9 protein-coding genes are annotated in these 18,482 nt (G+C 42.3%); all 9 read right to left on the bottom strand.

Annotation, left to right across the window (positions count from 1 at the left end; all coding sequences use genetic code 11):
- Positions 1-22 precede the first annotated feature (22 nt).
- Positions 23-2,182 (bottom strand): glycoside hydrolase family 43 protein, encoded by a 2,160-nt coding sequence (locus IQ13_RS14800; RefSeq protein WP_144887167.1) that lies wholly within the window; start codon positions 2,180-2,182, stop codon positions 23-25.
- A gap of 105 nt (positions 2,183-2,287) precedes the next feature.
- On the bottom strand, positions 2,288-3,145 hold the full coding sequence (locus IQ13_RS14795) for a glycoside hydrolase family 16 protein (protein ID WP_144887166.1): 858 nt from the start codon (positions 3,143-3,145) through the stop codon (positions 2,288-2,290).
- A gap of 113 nt (positions 3,146-3,258) precedes the next feature.
- Positions 3,259-6,396: a beta-galactosidase, LacZ type gene (gene lacZ, locus IQ13_RS14790; protein ID WP_144887165.1), complete on the bottom strand. Its 3,138-nt coding sequence runs from the start codon at positions 6,394-6,396 to the stop codon at positions 3,259-3,261.
- Positions 6,397-6,485: 89 nt separating this feature from the next.
- Positions 6,486-7,634, bottom strand: a complete 1,149-nt coding sequence (locus IQ13_RS14785; protein WP_199758279.1) for a glycoside hydrolase family 88/105 protein — start codon at positions 7,632-7,634, stop codon at positions 6,486-6,488.
- 9 nt (positions 7,635-7,643) lie between these two features.
- Complete coding sequence (locus tag IQ13_RS14780; RefSeq protein WP_144887164.1) at positions 7,644-8,966, bottom strand: BNR repeat-containing protein; 1,323 nt, start codon at positions 8,964-8,966, stop codon at positions 7,644-7,646.
- A gap of 11 nt (positions 8,967-8,977) precedes the next feature.
- A complete protein-coding gene (locus IQ13_RS14775; RefSeq protein WP_144887163.1) occupies positions 8,978-10,750 on the bottom strand; it encodes a RagB/SusD family nutrient uptake outer membrane protein in 1,773 nt (590 codons plus the stop codon).
- Positions 10,751-10,772: 22 nt separating this feature from the next.
- Positions 10,773-13,898 (bottom strand): SusC/RagA family TonB-linked outer membrane protein, encoded by a 3,126-nt coding sequence (locus tag IQ13_RS14770; protein ID WP_144887162.1) that lies wholly within the window; start codon positions 13,896-13,898, stop codon positions 10,773-10,775.
- Between the two features lie 33 nt (positions 13,899-13,931).
- On the bottom strand, positions 13,932-15,692 hold the full coding sequence (locus IQ13_RS14765) for a RagB/SusD family nutrient uptake outer membrane protein (protein WP_144887161.1): 1,761 nt from the start codon (positions 15,690-15,692) through the stop codon (positions 13,932-13,934).
- 11 nt (positions 15,693-15,703) lie between these two features.
- On the bottom strand, positions 15,704-18,481 hold the full coding sequence (locus IQ13_RS14760) for a SusC/RagA family TonB-linked outer membrane protein (RefSeq protein WP_158637407.1): 2,778 nt from the start codon (positions 18,479-18,481) through the stop codon (positions 15,704-15,706).
- Position 18,482: the final 1 nt, after the last annotated feature.

Genomic DNA, 18,482 nt, shown 5'->3' with positions numbered 1-18,482 from the left:
CAATTGTATTTATACGTTGAAATTACTTAATAGGCTGCACCCCTTTATGTGTAGGTATCACACGTTTAATACTTCCGTCGGGGTTGAATTCCATTTTATCAATACACACTTCACGGTTAAAGCCAGCTGCATCACCCATTGTAATTCCTTTCGGGTAATTGAAACGGTGATACACAATATACCATTCGTCTGTACCGGGAATTTGCAAAACGGAATTATGTCCTGTGCCGTAGATGCCGGCTGCCGGATCTTTGGCGATCACTAGGTTATTTTCAGCAATAGTAATCGGACCGGTTGGCGAATTAGATGTGCCGTAACGCACACGGTAATTTTCGCTGCGTGTATCATCTTCACTCCATAAAAAATAATAAATACCATTACGAAAAAAAACCGTTGTTCCTTCACGGAAGGTTCTGTCTACTTTGATGGTTGAAAGTGTTTCCTGCTTCAGTGAAATCATATCCTCATTCAACTCCGCAACAGCCATGTAGCCATTACCCCAGTACAAATAACTTTTTCCTGTTTGCGGATCAGTGAATACTTCGGGATCAATTTCCTGTCCGCCTCTTACGCCTTCCGGTTTTTTATCGATCAATGCTTTGCCCATATCTGTAAACGGACCTGCAGGATCATCAGCAACCGCTACGCCGATCTTTTGTGCTGCGGTGAAATAATAAAAGTATTTGTACTGACCGTTTACTTTCTTTTCAATAATGCAGGGCGCCCATGCATTGCGTTTTGCCCAGCTTACATCTTTAAGCAAATCAATAATTACGCCTTCGTCTTTCCAGTCAACCAAATCAGCAGAAGAAAATGCTTTGAAGTATGTACCCGACCATCCATTGAATCCATCGCTGGTTGGATAGACGTAATACTTCTTCGTTTTTTCTGAATACAACACATCCGGATCGGCAAAGTAACCTTCCAACACAGGGTTATGATTTTCTTTTGCAATCACATTCCATGTTTGCGGTTGTTGCCCTTTTATGTTTACGACATACTTCACAGCTGCTCTTGTAAAATTCTGCGGCGTTACAGGCAATACTGTTGTTGCAGGTAATAAACGAAAAGCAGGATTGAATGCTTTTAGGTTTGTACCTGGTTTTACTGAGAGATAAACTGTTTTATTCAGCGTATCAATTCTTGTGTTGATCTTTTTAATCTGTTTGGATGTTGCATTGCCCAACACATCTTCTGCAGCTCCCCATTTTTTCATCAAACGTTCAGCTTCTGCTGCAGTAATGGGCATCACCGTTCCATGACGTGGATGAAAATTCATCGACACTTCTTCATCAACGACTGTAAATGTTTTTAAATCTTTTGTTTTAGTGAACTGATACTTGCCGCTGGTATACATATCATACATCAGAATATAACCACTGCCATCATTCAATTTAAATGTGCCTGCACCTTCAACCGGACTTTTGGTTTGCTGCACATAATCATGGCTTTGCATCTGATAGCCGCCGGTAAGTTTATCCGATATTGCAATTTTAATTCCCGGGTGACGGTCTTCTGTTTTAAAGAACAAATAATACTTGCCATCCTTCTCTGCAATATCGCCATCAATGCAGGCTGCATTATCCGGACTGTAAAACAGTTGTTTCGGTTCTGCCTCCAGATCTGTAAAATCTTTATTGGCATAAGCGTAATAAATTTTATCGGGCTGGTTGCCATGCTTCATCGAAAAATAGATCATGTATTTTTTTGCAGCCGCATCATAAATGGTTTGCGGCGCCCATACACGCAGTAAACTATCCTGTCCAGCAAATCGCTTTTGAATATTGACAACCGAAGAAGTCCAGTTGATGAGATCAGTTGATTTAAGTAATACCATTGCACGGTTCGAACTCCAGCCATTGGCAGAAACCATGTCGGTTACCACCATGTAAAATGTTTTACCATCGGCACCACGCAATATGTGCGGATCACGTACGCCACCTGTTTCGCTGATGGCGGCTGATTGAACAACGGGTTTACCACTGTTCAATGCTCGATAGTTGTAACCATCTTTGCTGATGGCAAAACAGATCTGCTCTTCGGCTTTTGCATTGCCTGTAAAATAGGCAAACAGGTAGGCTGTATAATTTTCTTTGAAAGTCGCCTTTTTTGTTTGTGCGGTTACAAATGAACTTACTGCAATAAAGAGTAAGAATAATCCTTGCTTATGGTTAACAGTCATCGTTGTTTACTATTTTTTCTTTTTCATGGTTCGTTTCATCACGAACCATCTTCCTTTCCCAATTCGTGATGAAACAAACGGAGGTGGAAGATGATTTATTAAATTCTATTTTTTCTGATACACCCTTACATAATCTACTTCAAACCTGTTAGGAAATGGCGTTGATGAAGGATCGCCGCCATTCATTCCTCCCAAAGCAAGATTGAGCAGCATGTAATGTGGTTGCCTGAAGGGATTAAAATTACTGCCGTCTTTATTTACCAATGCATCAACATTTACTTTATTCAACAACTGCTCATCGCAAAACAAAGCAATGTAATCCTCCGTCCAATCCATGCGCCACACATGAAATGCATCGGCCCATTTCTTTCCGCCCAACGAATCGGTATTGAATGTATTGCTGTACCACTCCACTTTGCGGTTACTGCCAAGGCAGGCAATATTGGCCAATAATTTTCCACGATAGTATTCCATAATATCAATTTCCCCATTGCCCGGCCATGGCTTGCTTACGCCCAGTGTCCACCAGGCCGGCCATAAACCGCTCCGTATATCAATTCGTGCACGTAGTTCGAAACGACCATATAACCACTGCTGCTTACCTGCGGTAATCAAACAGGAAGAAGTATAATCGATCGTTTTCCGTTTTCTTCTCCAGTCGTTTGAACCTTCCTGGTAACGTGGATTCGGTTTGTTTTCTTTTCTTGCTTCAATCACCAGCAAACCATTTTCACAAAACGCATTTTCCGGCTGATACCATTGTAACTCTTCATTACGTACAAATCCATATTCATATTTCCAGTTGGTCGTATCAGGTTTACCCTTGTTATTAAACTCATCGGCCCACACTAATGTATAACCATCTGGCGTAACGGTTGTTTGTTTTGTTTTTACCGGCTTATGCCTGTTGCATGCAGCAACAAAAAGCATAAAACAAGTGTAGATGCAATAACGAATACTCATGATGGAAAAAAGATTGATAAGTTGCTTTTAACTTCATGTCCTTTATGCATCCCTGCAATTTGAACACACAGAGCATACATAAAGGACACAAATTCCGCATAGATGTACTAAAACTAATTCAACAAACGAATGATATAACTATAGCTGTATTTCTTATCGAGTAAACGATATTGATTGTGTGGCAAAGCTCCCCAGCTGTCATCGCCACCAACACCACGTTGATTCAGATCGATATTGAGGTAAACATTTCTGTCGGGACGCAGATCACTTGGATGCTGTTGTTTTTTCGTCATACCGGGATCCATACTCTCAGTTGCATAAGGCAACGCACTGAAACAGATCGGCTGCAAACCTTCAATCTGCAATCCTTTTCCATTTGTATTGGTAAGCGATACCCAACGTACATCTGTCTTATACCCATTCTCCTGCGGTCGGATGTAGTTTGCGGTGAATTGACTTTTCACATCACTACTATAATTCCCAATGAAAGAAGATGTTTTACGATCGCTGTAATTTTCCCATGGCCCACGTCCGTAATACTGCACTTGATCATAAACAGGCGGCAGTTGCGTACGCATACCAAAGCGTGGCAGTTCAGGCAAATCTCTGCCGGTCATATCCATACTGGCTGTTACTTTAATGCTGCCATCGTTTTGTATAAAATATTCCACGCTGTACGGCACGGCAATACCCGTTAACTCATACTCCACTTTTACAGCAATGCCGTCGGCTGTTTGTTCACCTGCAACAATTGATTTTATTTTCTTTGTTTGATGGGCAGAACGCCAGATACCCAGATTGGCCGGCATACCATTGCCGAAATCATTATCGGTTGGCGCACGCCAGAAATAAGGCTCTGGAAAGCGGTTTAACTGCATACCATCTTTCATCCGATAATTTTTTACCACACCGGTTTTCAAATCAACTTCACCACTAACTGCACCCGATGTAAACGACAATTTTCCTTCATCTTTTTTAATTTGCAAGTCGCCGGTTACAGCTTTCCTGTTTGTAAAATAATCGCCGTTGAGCTTAAACTGCTCACGTGCAATTTCATGACCAAGCGGCAACATCACTGTTTCGCTTGCTTTAGCAATTGTTGCAAAAACATTGACAAAATACTCTGCTTGGTCTTTCATTTTATCCTGCGGCAACTGCAACTGCACATCAACTTTTGTTTTTGGTGCTGCATTGGTTGTAAACTCACCGGTATGTATTACTTCGCCATTTTTAAGTAAGGTCCAATTGAAATTATATTGATTGAGATTGGTAAAGTTGAATCCATTATAGATTGTTACAATGCCGGTTTTTATATCTTTTGCACTAAACAAAATATCCTGGTAAACTTTTTTCACTTCGTACAAACCGGGATGAGGTGTACGATTTGCAGCAATTAAACCATTGGAGCAGAAGTTCTCATCGTTCAGCCAATTGTAACTGCCGAGATCACCTCCATAACCCCAAAACACATTGCCGCTTTTATCTGTTTGTTTAAAACCTTGGTCTACCCAATCCCAGATAAAACCTCCCTGCATATGCGGACTGTTGCGAATAATATCAAAATACTCCTGGAAGTTGCCATTGCTGTTGCCCATTGCATGCGAATATTCGCACATGATGTATGGGCGGGTTTTTGTTTTGTTTTCCGCATAGCGTTTCATGTCGTTTACTCTCGGATACATGGGGCAAACAATATCTGTATTCCAATCTTCGCCTGCCTGCTCAAATTGTACAGGACGGCTCTTATCTCTTTCCTTGATCCATTTATAACCGTCATGAAACACTTGCCCGTTACCACACTCATTACCCAAACTCCAGATAATGATGGATGCGTGGTTCTTATCACGCTCTACCATACGCTTCATACGATCTAAATGTGCTGCAGCCCATTCGGGTAAATACGCAGGATGTTTTGATTTATCGAAACCACCTTGCCATTCTGCACCCATACCGTGTGTTTCAATATTTGCTTCGTCTACTAAATACAAACCATACTCATCGCACAACTTATACCAAAGCGGATCATTTGGATAATGCGACAAACGAACAGCATTCACATTAAACTGTTTCATCAGCTGAATATCTTTCAGCATCAGTTCCTTTGAAGTTGTATGACCTGTAACATCATCATGCTCGTGCCTGTTTACACCATGTACTTCAATAGCAACACCATTCACCATCAGTTGTGCGTTTTTGATTTCCACTTTACGAAAACCAACTCTGGAACCTGTATGCGTTACTGTTACAATGCCTTTACCTGTAACATTGGTAATAACACAATTATAAAGATTCGGCGTTTCGCCACTCCATTTCAATACATTCTTAACTGTTCCAGCAAACGAAACGTTCTGCACACTGTCTTTACCCAGCACATAGTCTTTCTTTTGTGAAAACACTTTCTTACCTGCTGCATCAAACAACTCTACCGTGAGCGTTCCATTATTTTGATTGTTCCCCGCAAACTGGCGAACATTTACATCTGCTGCAAACAAACCGTTTTTGTATTGTGTATCAAGATCTGCCTTCAGGAAAAAATCCCATACCGTTGCTTTGGGCATTGCAAACAAAAACACATCCCGTTCAATACCACTTAAACGCCAGAAATCCTGGTCTTCCAGATAACTGCCGTCATGCCAGCGAAACACCTGTACTGCCAGAAGATTTTTTCCTTTCTGTAAGTACCTTGTGATATTAAATTCTGCAGCAGTTTTCGATGCTTTGGTCATACCTACTTTTTGTCCGTTCACATATACAAACGCACAACCTGTAATTGAACCGAAATGCAGGATCACTTCTTTATCGCTCCAGTTATCTGTAACAGTAAACTCTTTTCGGTAAGTACCCACCGGATTATTATCGCCAACAAATGGAGGATTTTTCGGATAGGGATAAGTAATATTGGTATAGATGGGTGTGCCAAAACCCTGCAACTCCCAGTTAGAAGGAACAGCAATATCTTTCCATGCTGCTATATTGAGATCGGTACGGTAAAAATCTTTGATGCGGTCGGCTTGCTTATCTACATAAGTAAACTTCCATGTGCCGTTGAGCGATTGATAAAATGACGACTTACTGTAATCATCTGCAATAACATCTTTCTGTGCATCGAATAACATAAACGACGCATGCGGAGCTTCTTTATTTACATCAATCAACTGCGGATTTTCCCAATCGTTTTTAACCTGCGAAAAAGCTGTATAGTTTACAAGCAGCAATGCTGCGGTACATAGACGAACTACTTTGCTGAACATATTTTCGATTTAATACTTTTTTTGTTTTAGAAACCGGCTGTAGAAACAGCCGGTTATTTTATAACTGCTGATATGGAATTGCCTTTTTCTTATTTTGTTTCAATGAAGCGAACCATTTCGCAGGCGGCCAACAGAAATGCACCTACACCAAAATTTGCTGTAGAATTTTTATCCACTACCTGCCCTGGAATTGCACGCTCACCTATCGGTTGTACATAACCAATTTTACCATCGGGCTGCAGTGCAATTGTCTGCAAATAGTTCCAGCCTTTTAATGCGGTTGTTTGACACGTTGCTTTCTCTAAATAACCATTGTTGATGCCCCATAAATACGCATAGGTAAAAAATGCAGTGCCGCTTGTTTCGTAACCCGGCGACTGTGCTGTATCCAGCAGGCTTCTTGTCCAATGGCCTTCTGCCTGCTGGTATTTTTTTAAAGTCGCAGCCATGCCTTTGAATTTCTCAACGTATTCCTTGTAATGCGCATCATCTTTTGGCAAGTCCTGCAATACTTTCGCTAAACCTGCAAATACCCAACCGTTGCCACGTGCCCAGAAATCTTTTTTACCACTGGCAGTTTTATGTTTGGGATAAACATATTTCGCATCACGGTAATAGATCTTTTCTTCTGCATCGTACATAATGCTGTTGGCGTAGGTATAGTATTCGTAAAGTTTGTCGAGATAAATTTTATCACCGGTAAGTTTATACATCTTCGTCATTACCGGCATTACCATGTACAAACCATCGGCCCACCACCAGTATTTATTTTCAGTTGTATTTACCTGGTAACCCATCACTTCTTTTGCTCGTGCAATTTTTTGTTCGTTTGGTTGCAGGTTGTACAAATCGATATAGGTTTGAAAACAAATTTGCCAATCGCCAAACAACACATACTCATCTTTCTCGCCGTAGTTAAATTTCCATTCGGCTTTATTATTACTTTTCGCACCTTTCCATTCGTTTCGGATGGCCCATGCTTCTGAATAATTTTTGTAGGATTCTTTCCTTGTTAATGCATACGCTTCCATATTACCGGTATGGTAAGCAGCATTATCCCAAAACGCACGACCATGTACGGGATTGGTTGTTTGCCAATAGGTATTGGCTTGATCAATGATGTTTAAAACGGCTTCTTTCGAAACAGTTTTTGCTGTTTGCTTTGATGAACTGCAGGAGCTGATCAGCAACGCTAAAGCAACAACCATCCAGTTCCATTTATGAAATGCTTTGTACATTCAGTTGATTTACTTTTTAAAACGCCATTCCAACACCTGTACCATTTGAGGCTTTGTATTTACCACGCCTTCAGCATCGGCCTGTGTAACGTTTTGTACAAACAAATGCAGTTGTTGCTTTGCTTTCCACAACTCGGTATCGTACGTTGGCTCCCATGCTCCCACTCCATCTGTTGTGAGATCGATAATATTCCAGTTTGTTTTTTGCTGTACTGTTCCGCACGCAATGGAAACCTTATTGCCTCTTTCCGCATCACGAAAAACCAGCATGATCTGTTTTTTCTTTCCGCTGCTGGTACATAATACCTGCGGCCTTGATATAGGTATTTGTTTGGTACCTGCTCCACTTAAACTAAAATTGGTTGTACGAAAACCAAGATCAGTTACGTTCCAACCTTTCGTTGTTCTGCTGATGATTTTATACTGCGGTACATTGTTCTTTCCTTTCCAGTAGCTCGCAATTACCGCATTACCATCTGCATCGGTTGTCATGGATGTTTGATTGATGAGTTCGCTGCTTTGCAGAATAGTACAAACAACTTCTGCTGTAGCCATGCGTATCGGCAATTGATACACTTCGCCTGTAGATTTTTGCCAGCTGCGTCCACCATCTTTCGACAGCGCATAACTCATATCATGATTGCTGGCTACATCCGGACTTTCTCTCCACACCCACGACACATGAATGATTCCTCTTGCATCAACACAAGCCTGCCAGTATGCATTGCGTTTACCTTCGCCATCAATTAAGTTTGTCTGCATGCGACTCCATTGTTGTGTAGCAACGTCATATCTGTTCATCACCAAATTACCATTGCCCGATCCGCCATCACGATAAAAGAATAACAGATCGCCATTGGGCAAATGATAAAACTCAGGATAACTCAGCTTGCTTTCATCCTTGCCAATCATCGGCATCTTATCGGTTAATTCCAACGATAAGGGCTCTTTACTTTTTACATAACGTAACGGATGATTGTGATGATCCCACGCCATGTGTAAATAACCTTTGCCATCAACTGCAATACTGATGCTGTTGTGCGCATCTTTGATATTGCCTTTGTAAGCAGTGCGTTTCAATTGCCAATTTTGTTCATTCAACTTTCGTTTACCCAACACCACAAACCCATCTGCATCGTAGTAACTAATGAACTGAACATCGTTGTGTGTTACCAACGAGTTTTTACGAAACACCACGGTATTAACAGAATTACCTGCCCAGCCTTCGCCCACATTCACCAGCTTTGCATGCTGCACAGTGGCCTGTGCAACTACAGAAAAGCTTTGCAGTTGAAAAGCAAACAACAAGAGCAGGTAATTTGAAAACTTCATCTTTCTGTTTTTTACCAGCCTGGGTTTTGTACCAAGGCAGGCATCTTATTAATCTCTGTACTTGGTATCGGCATCAGGTACATTTCAGGACGGAAGTTATGACGACGGATCGATTCTCTCCGCTCATATGTATACGTACTGTTCGAATTTTTGGTAATCTTCATCACCTTGTTGTACTGGTTATTTGTTACCATAGCAATTTTCCAGCGACGGATATCGTGCCAGCGATGATCTTCAAATGCCAGTTCAATACGGCGCTCGTTACGTACCACAGCCCGCATTTCTTCCTTTGTCATATTTTCTTTTAAGCCATACATGTTGTTGGCGCCGGGATCAATACCTGCACGCTGGCGCAATTCAATAAGCTTGGGATATGCCAATGCAGTTTGTCCGGCTTCATTAATTGCTTCAGCATAGTTCAGCAAAATTTCTGCATAACGGATCAACGGCCATGCACGGTTTGTGTTTGCACTGCTGTTGGCACTGATCATCGAATCGCACATTTTACGGCTGAAGTAACCGGTAGTTGTACCCACATCAAATGCATCCTGCGTTGCTGTAGGTGCAGGAATAGTTCCCGTACCGTTTACAAATGTGTACACAGGAGAAAGACCACCTGTTGCATTAAAGTAACTCGATCCGTTATAGATAATGGAATAATTAAAACGGGGGTCACGGTTCGAATAAGGATTGGTTGCACTATAGCCCGATGCGGCATTAATTGAGCCATCGGCATTCAATGGTTGCAACCCATTTTTCATAGGGAAACAGTCAACAAGATCCTGCGTTGGCAACGAACGGTTAGAGCTACCGCCTCTTGTGCGTGGATTGTAATAACCTTCAAAATCCCGGTTGGGTGCACGGTAGTAGCCAAAAATGTATTCAGGATTTACACGCTGCAAAAACACATTGTAAAAACCATAGCCTGGCTTTGTTGTGTTATCTACCATTAACGAATACGTACCGCTGCTGATCACGGCATTCGCCGCATCGGCTGCAGCCTGCCAGTAACTTGCACTTGCTGTAGGATAGCTCACCAATGCTTCTGCCGGGTGACCGGGAATAATACATCCGCCATTAAATAAAGGGCTTGCAGCATAAAGCAATGCTCTCGACTTCAATGCCTGGCAAGCCCCTTTTGTTACCCGTCCATAATCAATGTCGTTCGGGTAGGTTACAGGCAACAAAGCTGCTGCCTTGTCAAGATCGTCCACAATAGATTTAACTGTGTTTGCAAATGTTTCTCTTGGCAGGTTAATCAAATCATCCTTACCAAATACTTTATCGCCCACAACAGGCACACCACCATAAGCAATTAACAATTGCGTGTAATACCAAGCACGTAAAAACAACGCCTCTCCTTTTACACGCTCCTGCAAACTTGCAGAAAGCGGAGTACTTGGAAGTTTAGAGAGTAACAGGTTTACCCTGCGGATATTGGTATAAGGTGTGTTCCAGAAATCGCCCACAATACTTCTCGAATCGTAAGTTGTTGGGGAAATAGAACCGTTGTATAAGATTACTGCAATTTGTGCAACACCTGAAAGTGTGTACTCTGCATCGTCGGTGGCTTGCTCGGTATTACCATGCGAATCCCAACGGCCTTTATTAAAACTGAAAGCAATATCGGAATAGATGCCGGTTAAGAAAGCCATGGTGCGGATACTGTCAGAAAACACCATGTTTTCATCCAACGTAATCGCCTGGCCATCGAGGAAAGAGTTTTGCTTTTTGCAGGCCTGTAAACCTGTAAGTAAAGCGAGTAAAAAAATAATCTTCTTCATATCTCAATAATTTCGGAATGAATTAAAAAGTAACGTTTACACCAAAGTTTACGCTCCGTTGCGGAGGATAAATGGTACGATCGGTGTTGGTTGAAATTTCCGGATCGAATTCATACAACTTGCTGAGCTTTGTCCAGGTTAATAGATTGTACCCGTTTGAGTAAATGCGGATATTATCTACCTTCAACCGCTTGATCCATTTCTGCGGAATGGTGTAACCGATCTCTGCAGTTTTTAAGCGCAGGAAGTTTCCTGAAATGAAATAGAAGGTTGAAGGGAAAGACAACGCATCACTTGGACCTGCAACCAATGAAAGACGTGGGAAACGTGCATTATTTCCTAACTCGGGTGTCCAGGCATATCTGTGAATGTCCTGCAGGTTCGAAGCAAACGGACGGATTGCTTCTGCCACAGCACGTACGTTAAAGTTCATTGATCCCTGAAAGAATGTATTTACCGAAAAACCTTTGTAGCTGAACCCAATCTGGAAACCAAACGTTGTATTCGGAATGTTTGGATAACCTGTTACTTCCTGGTCGAAACCATCAATCTTTCCATCCTTATTCAGATCAGCATATTTTAAATCGCCGGGATAAGGTGTTTGGCCGGGCCTTGCACTGTTGGCAATATCTGCACTGTCTGTGTAAAAACCAATCCAGCGGTACACACGTTGCACACCAATGCTGTTGCCTGTTAAAGCCTGGTATTTATTTGTATAGTTCGGCTCGTCCATAAATACAATCTTGTTCTTCGCAAACGAGTAGGTTGCTTTTAAACGATACTGAAATTCACGACCGATCTTGCCGTTGTAATTCAATTCAACTTCATAACCTTCGTTATTTACAATACCAAGGTTTACCGGCGGAAGACTTTGCCCAAATACTGCCGATACCGTTCCTCTTGCTGTAAGGATATCGTAACGTTGGTTTTTGAAATATTCAATTGTTCCCGAAAACTTATTACCAGACAAACCAAAGTCTAAACCAAGATCAAACTTCTTTTCTTTTTCCCAGGTAACCTGGTCGTTACCCAATGCACCTTCACGAATACCGGTAAAGCCGTTACTGGTAGTACCAAAGTTGATAGAGCCGGAGTTGCTCCACGTTGGTAAATAGTAATACGAAAATCCGCTGCCGAATTTATCGTTACCAACCAACCCGTACGATGCACGAATTTTTAAGTTGTTAAAGTTGCGGAGTACTTTCTTCGCAAAATTTTCTTTAGCAATATTCCAACCGGCAGATGCTGCAGGGAATAAACCATAACGGTTTGCTTTTGCAAAACGATCCGATCCGTTGTAAGCCGTATTAAATTCAACAAGATATTTTTCTTTGAAGTTGTAACCGACACGTCCGGTAAAGCCACGGTAATTATTTGGAATGAAATTGTAAATAGCATTTGAACTTGCACGCAAATCAGTTCCCTGGCTCACCAATGCCAAACCATACACATGATGTTTACCGAAAGTACGGTCGTAGTTCAGAAACACCTGTGCTGTTAATGTACGGATAGTTGAACCTGCACTGTATCCGCTGAAGAAACGACGTACACGGTAAACGTTCGGATCCCTTGGTGTGTAGCTGTAAGTTGAAGTAGCCGCATCATACGTTGGAATAAAAGAAGGAAACTGATCCCTTGTCATACTTCTTGAATAACCATAACTGCTTGCATACGCCAACGTACCTTTTAACGAAAGCCCTTTTGTAATAAAGTCGAGCTTTTGCGTTGCAGTAGTAATCAGGTTCATGTTGTTTTCGTAGTTACGGTTGTAACCATACATCGTTAAACGGCCAACGATATTGTTGGTGTTGTACGAAGCATTGTTGTACCCACCGTTTACCTGCCAGGTACTATAACCATAAGTACCATTTGGGTTATACACCGGGTAAGCAAATGGCGCTAACGAATAAAAACTGCTGTACTCGTAAAACACATCGTTATAACCAAACGGGCTGCCCACATTTGGGGTGTTGATCTCGCCGATGTTACCATACAAATCGAGACGCAGATCAGTTGTATTGGTTACTTTAATATCGAGGTTGCTGCGGTAGTTGTAACGCATGTGATAGTAGTTGCTGTTTACATCCTGCGCCTTACTGAAATTTTTCACCATACCATCCTGGAACAAGCCGCCGAGTGATACAAAGTATTTTACACGTTCCGTACCTCCGCTGATATCAAAATTGGCCCGGTATTGTTTGCTGAACTGTTTGAACAAAGTACTGTACCAATCAACATTCGGATGACCGTAAGGATCGGTTCCGTTTTTATAATGATCAAGATCGGTTTGCGAAAAGCGGGGTGTAAATCCGGTAACAGGATTGATCTTGTTATCGTTGATCTGCGCCTGGTTATACAGCAATGCCGATTCGTAGGCATCGAGGTAACGGGGAATTTTTGTTGGCTGCTGCATACTTGTTTCAATGCGGGCAGAAATTTTTGGCGCACCAATTTTACCACGGCGTGTTGTAATAATCACCACACCATTTGCACCCTTTACACCATATACCGCCGTTGTAGATGCATCTTTTAAAATGCTCAGCGATTCAATTTCATTGGGATCAAGACGTGCAAACTGATCGTAACTGAATTCAATATCATCCACAATGATCAGTGGTGCAGTAGAACCATTGTAAGTGCTGATACCACGTACAAAAAACTGTGCACCATCTGCACCTGGGCGGCCCGAAGGCTGTACCGAAAAGAAACCCGGTAAACGACCAGCCAATGTGTTTTGCAAACTCGCCGAAGGATTATCACGCAATTCTTTACCAGCTACGCTACTTACCGAACCTGTTGATGTTACTTTCTTTTGTTTGGCGTAACCAACAATTACCACATCTTCCAAGCCGCCTGCATCTTGTGTAAGTGTAATACGAACATCAGAACGACCGGCAACACTTACCTGCAGTTCCTGGTAGCCAACTCCCGTAACAACAAGCGTATTACTTTTTCCTTTTAACGTAATTGTAAAGAGTCCATCGGCATTGGTTACTGTACCATTACTCAGCAGTCCTTTTTCAACTACACTTGCGCCCACTACAGGACCTGCAGAATCTGTAACCACACCGGTAACAACTCTGTTCTGTGCCTGCAACTGCGCCATTGCAAGCAGTTGTATAAACAGTATATAAATTATTTTTTTCATTATCGTTATTTTAAGCTGTTAGTTTGATTGTGATTACCATCCTTCGTTTTGAATGAGTGCAAGATTCTTCACCATCTCATCGTAAGGTATCGGCATGTGATATAGTTTCTGATCAAACTGAAGTGTGCCCACCTGTACTTTTTGATAAGTAAGCGTGCTTCCTGATGACGTGATACGCATACCGTATACCGGAGCAGTTAACTCCGCTGCAGCTGTTTTCCAGCGACGCAGATCCCAGAAACGATGCTCTTCAAACGCCAGTTCAATACGGCGTTCATTACGCACCACATCACGCATTTCGGCTTGTGTAATACCCACCTTTATACCGTAACGATTATTACTTCCTGCAGTAATACCTGCACGTTTGCGAATCAAACCGATTTGTATGACAGCTTCTTCCACTCTGCCTACTTCGTTTAATGCTTCTGCATAGTTCAGCAATGTTTCTGCATAACGGAAAATGGGGAAGTTGTGACTTTGATTAGAGTAAGTTGAACCTGTAGGAAAATTGCCGAGGAACTTACGCAGGTAATAACCCGTTTTTGTTTGCACTGCAGTTGAAGAAGTATTAGGTTTATCACGACCACCTTCAAAAGTTTCTACTGTACGGCCTAGCCATGTATAACCATTGCGGAAAACGGTAACATCTAAACGGGGATCACGATTTGCGTAGGGATTAGTTGCGCTATAGCCCGATGCTGTATTAATAGACCCATCTGCATTAAAGGGCTGCAGTCCATTCAACATCGGAAATGCATCTACAAAATTTTGTGTAGGACTGGTGAATCCCTGGCTAGCAGCAACACCTGCATAACCTACAGGAGCCTGTGTATTTTCCAAACTTGTATTGTTTGAACTTTGTTTTGCAAGAATGATCTCTGCATTTTTCTTTGTGGTAAATGTTGCAGCAAAGAAATTAGGCGTACCAGCATCGTTCAATTTATAATAACCCAGGTTACGCAATTCTTCCGCTGCTGCAATCACAGCATTCCAGCGGCTTGCATCAAACGAAGGATAACCGGTTAATGCACGCTTAACAGGATCGGTTTCAAAACCTCCACCGTTAAACAGCGGACTTGCAGCATACAACAACACACGACATTTTAATGCAATAGCAGCACCACGCGGTATACGTCCCCAGTCGCCATCTGCAATCGCTTCTTTACGCAAACTGTCTTTTACAATATCACACTCGCTTACAATGTAGTTTACACATTCTGCAAACGTGTTGCGTGGTATCTGTAAATTATCGTCCAGCGTAAAAATTTTATCACCAATAAGCGGTACGCCACCATAACGTTTCAGCAATTCGAAATACATCAACGAACGGATAAATCTCGCTTCTGCACGCCAGTACTGCCGGGTAAGTTTTGCCTGCGCAATGGTTGCAGCATCGGTTTCAACAATGGGTACTTTGTTGATGTTCTGCATAAAAATATTTGTTCTGCGGATGCCTGCATAACTGTTGCCCCAATACGGATCGGGGTTACTCACCACACTTACACGGCGGTTGGTATAATACTCCACCAATGTATTGTTACGGCTTGGGATTGCATCGCCGCTTGCAGCATCCAAGAAATCGCCGCCAATGCGGTTAAAGCCGTTGGGGATATAGTTATAAAGATCGTTTAAGTTAAACGCAGCCACAGTTCCCAAACGATCTAATGTATCAAACACAAGATCAGAACCGAACCAATCTTTCGGCACTGTTTCTACTTTTTTACAACTGTTGGTAAACAACATTGCCAGCAGCAGACTGCAAAGAGCAGCTTTTAAAATTATTCTTCGTTTCATATAGCAGCGTTTTACAGTTTAATGTTTAAGCCAAAATTGATTAATCGTTGCATGGGGTAACTGAATGCACTGATTACTTCCGGATCACGATCGTCTAATTCTTTCGATGCAATAGTGAAGAGATTATATCCTCTTGCAAACAACCGGATATTATCGAGCTTGATGCGTGCTAACCATTTTTGTGGTACACTGTACCCCAGTTCAATCTGCTTTAAGCGTACATAATCGCCGTTACGCAGCCAGAAGGAAGATTGCGCATGGTTGTTACCGTTAGAGCCAATGTTTAAACGGGGATAAGTTGCTGTGGCAGCAGTAGCCGGTGTCCAGCGGTTGAGGTTGTTTTCGTAAGCCTGTCCGAAACCATTGTTCTGGAAAGCCCAGATACTTGAACCACCTACATATACATCACGATTGGTTACACCCTGGATAAGTGCACTGAAGTCGAAACCCTTATACTCTGCACCCAAAGACAAACCAAAGAAAATAAGCGGCTGGTATTTACGACCGATTGCTTTTTCATCTAATTGATCGATAACACCATCTTTGTTGAGATCCTTGTATTTGATATCGCCGGGTTGCGGTGTGTAGCCAACAGTGGTTGCACTGCGGTTAATTTCGTCCTGCGATTGGAACAAACCCTCAGCTACATAACCAAAGGTTTGGCCAACAGCCCAACCGGTACGCTGCATCCAGTAATGCGGACGAAATACTTCATCCATATAAATTACTTTGGTGCGCAGCACACTTGCATTAAACAAAGCGAAGAATTGAAAACCTTTCGCTGTTTTTTCCTGCCAGCCCAGTTTAAATTCCGAACCGGTGTAACGGTTTATACCAATATTTTCACGGGGATAACTGTTACCGATGATCGACGAACTGCGTCCACGAATCTGCAACAGATCGAAATACTTGTTATTAAAATATTCTACCGAAAAAGTTAAGCGGTTATTTAAGAAAGCCGCATCAACACCTGCATTGAATTTATTAGCCTTTTCAAAATCGATCTTGGGATTTGCAAGCGGTTGCTCGGTAATAGCAGTTTGTGTACCTGCAGAAGTACCAAAGTAAACACTGCTTGCATCAAAGAACCTTTGGTAGTAACTAAAGTAGCCGGGATCGTCCCAACCTGTTTTACCGAACGAACCATATACTTTTAAACGGCTGATGAACTTTTGCTGTGCTAAAAATTGTTCTTTATCTACATTCCATGCTAAACCTGCAGCAGGGAAAAATGCACGTTTGAAATCGCCTTGAGGAGGATAACGGTTAGAGCCATTGTAACCAAAAGCAGCTTCTGCAACATACTTCTCATTAAAGTTGTACGCAGCTCTGCCCGAAATACCACTAACAGTATATGGTAAGTCGCCGCCATTAACTGTGTTATCGCTGTTGGCAAGCACCAGTGCGTTTACACCATGTTTACCAAATGCACGATCGTAACCAACAGATATCTCAGTGTAGTTACTACGTCCCTGGTATGCTATACCGTTACCGTTAGCCTGCGTACCGTTTACTCCGTACTGGTTATACGTAACAGGAGTTGTTGTTGTAATAGCCTGGAATACTGCGAAGGATTTACTGCGGTTATTATCTTCAGATAATGTAGCATTGAAAGCTGTTTTAACCTGTGCCCATAAGCCGGGAGTAATGCCATCGAGCTTTTGCTTGAGATAAAAGTTCGCCAACATATCACGCTTATAGTTTAAGCGATAACCTGAAGCAATAGTTTGTGCAAGAATATTGTTTTGGAAAAGATTGGTACCACCAAATGTTCCTGTAGGATTGTACACAGGATAAGCATTGTTGGGTGTGTTTACCAGTGCACTTAAAATATTTCCCGTGCCACTGCCCGGTTCTGCACCACTAAGAATACGACCCAATAAATAAATACCACCGCTTAATGATTTTGTTACATTAATATCAACATTGCTGCGGATAACATACGATTTAAATTGATTATTGGTATTGTACTTATTAATGTCAGACGTTACAAAGAACCCTGTTTGGTTAACGTGTTCCAACGAAACATAGTAACGTGCAAAACCATTACCACCTGAAGCATTTAATGTATAGCGATCGAAACGTGAGCTGTTCTTCAATACCTCATTTCGCCAGTTCACATCCGGATGACCTAACGGATCGGTACCGTTTTTATAAGCATCCAGATCGGCCTGCGTATAACGTAACGGCAACCCATCATTCAACGATGCTTCGTTGTATAAGGTAGCATAATCGTAAGCGCCTAACACTTTCGGAAAACCCAAGGAGCTTTGAAAGCTGGTTTGTGCTGTAAATGAAATGCTTTGCGTTTGCGGTTTGCCTTTGCGTGTGGTAATTAATAACGCACCATTACTGCCACGCACACCCAACATTGCTGTGCTGAGGGCGTCTTTTTGCAGGGTCACACTTTCCACATCTTCGAGGTTAAAAATGCTGAGGTTGGCTACTACTCCATCAATAATGACCAACGGGTCCTGGCCACGAAGACTAACCGACGCACCATCGGCACCCGGCTGGCCCGAAGCCTGGTAAGTGTACAAACCTGCCATGCGGCCGGTAAGCGTACTTTTTACACTGGTAACCGGCGACTTTAAAACGTCTTTTGAGTAAAGCGCCTCCGTTGAAGTAGCCGTTAAATGTTTCGGCACAGCTGTGTAAATGAGCTGAACCGGGGGAGCAACCGGCTTGCTGCTGTCCTTTTTTTCGTTCTTTTTCTGGGCTGTAGCAATCGTTCCTATGCTTACCGCACAGGCAAAAAGCAGCAGTGCCCTTTTGGGGGTTCTAGTCATA

Origin of the sequence: Lacibacter cauensis (assembly GCF_007830055.1) — a bacterium.
Taxonomy (GTDB): Bacteria; Bacteroidota; Bacteroidia; order Chitinophagales; family Chitinophagaceae; genus Lacibacter; species Lacibacter cauensis.
Note: the sequence above shows the minus strand (reverse complement) of the source record. Positions and strands in the feature narration are given on the sequence as shown.

Bases quoted from the DNA above. Each gene is read 5' to 3' on its own strand.
- IQ13_RS14800 (WP_144887167.1), bottom strand. From the start codon at position 2,182: ATGACTGTTAACCATAAGCAAGGATTATTCTTACTCTTTATTGCAGTA.
- IQ13_RS14795 (WP_144887166.1), bottom strand. From the start codon at position 3,145: ATGAGTATTCGTTATTGCATCTACACTTGTTTTATGCTTTTTGTTGCT.
- IQ13_RS14760 (WP_158637407.1), bottom strand. From the start codon at position 18,481: ATGACTAGAACCCCCAAAAGGGCACTGCTGCTTTTTGCCTGTGCGGTA.
- IQ13_RS14785 (WP_199758279.1), bottom strand. From the start codon at position 7,634: ATGTACAAAGCATTTCATAAATGGAACTGGATGGTTGTTGCTTTAGCG.
- IQ13_RS14780 (WP_144887164.1), bottom strand. From the start codon at position 8,966: ATGAAGTTTTCAAATTACCTGCTCTTGTTGTTTGCTTTTCAACTGCAA.
- lacZ (WP_144887165.1), bottom strand. From the start codon at position 6,396: ATGTTCAGCAAAGTAGTTCGTCTATGTACCGCAGCATTGCTGCTTGTA.
- IQ13_RS14765 (WP_144887161.1), bottom strand. From the start codon at position 15,692: ATGAAACGAAGAATAATTTTAAAAGCTGCTCTTTGCAGTCTGCTGCTG.
- IQ13_RS14775 (WP_144887163.1), bottom strand. From the start codon at position 10,750: ATGAAGAAGATTATTTTTTTACTCGCTTTACTTACAGGTTTACAGGCC.
- IQ13_RS14770 (WP_144887162.1), bottom strand. From the start codon at position 13,898: ATGAAAAAAATAATTTATATACTGTTTATACAACTGCTTGCAATGGCG.